Origin of the sequence: Mariniflexile jejuense (assembly GCF_042675665.1) — a bacterium.
Classification (GTDB): domain Bacteria; phylum Bacteroidota; class Bacteroidia; order Flavobacteriales; family Flavobacteriaceae; genus Mariniflexile; species Mariniflexile jejuense.
Genome location: NZ_JBHTJI010000044.1, coordinates 1 through 702 on the forward strand (window position 1 = coordinate 1; position 702 = coordinate 702).

1 protein-coding gene is annotated in these 702 nt (G+C 30.5%); it reads left to right on the forward strand.

All coding sequences use genetic code 11. From position 1 onward, the window contains the following. The first annotated feature begins 17 nt into the window (after positions 1-17). Positions 18-563, forward strand: coding sequence for a hypothetical protein (locus ACFQ1R_RS15815; protein WP_379927254.1), 546 nt, complete (start codon positions 18-20; stop codon positions 561-563). Positions 564-702: the final 139 nt, after the last annotated feature.

The following is a 702-nucleotide window of genomic DNA, read 5'->3' on the forward strand; positions in this document are numbered from 1 at the left end:
CGTTGTACAACATTTAAATGAAACGCAATTTCACAATCATATTTCTAGTTCTAATTTCCACTTTATGTAACTCTCAACATTCTGAACGGTTTCTGGAACTTGTAAAAGATTTAGAGCAAATCACTTGTAAAACGGATACCACTTATTACAAAAACGGCAATGTTTGGTGGACAACTTGTTGGACAACATATGAGTATAATTCTGAAAAGTATTCTACAAGAACTGGAAAAATGGTTCAATATTATAAAAGCGGACAAATTGCAAATGAATACTCTTTAGATAATTATGGTAACATAAAATCAAGGAAAAACTTTGACAGAAAAGGAAATAAGACATTAGAATCTGTTACAATAGAAATCGATTCAAATGCAAAATCTATGGATGAATTTTTTGATTCTCAAAACCATATGACTTTTAAAACATACACTGCGATTTACAGATGTTCTAAAAAGTTAGGAACTTACTATTTATACAAAGAAGGCCAGTGGATTAACGGAAAGAAAAATGGAGTTTGGACAACTTATGATGATAACGAAGAGGTAAAAAAAGAAAAAGAATATTAAAAAACGTTGTACAACATTGTATAAAAATAATGCGTAAGTTTATTCCTAAATCAAAAGTTTGTGCTTGTTTGCTTGCATCTGATTTTCCTTCGGAAAATCCTCGCACTCAAACTACGCACTATTCTTATACGTAACCGTT

Bases quoted from the DNA above. Each gene is read 5' to 3' on its own strand.
- ACFQ1R_RS15815 (WP_379927254.1), top strand. From the start codon at position 18: ATGAAACGCAATTTCACAATCATATTTCTAGTTCTAATTTCCACTTTA.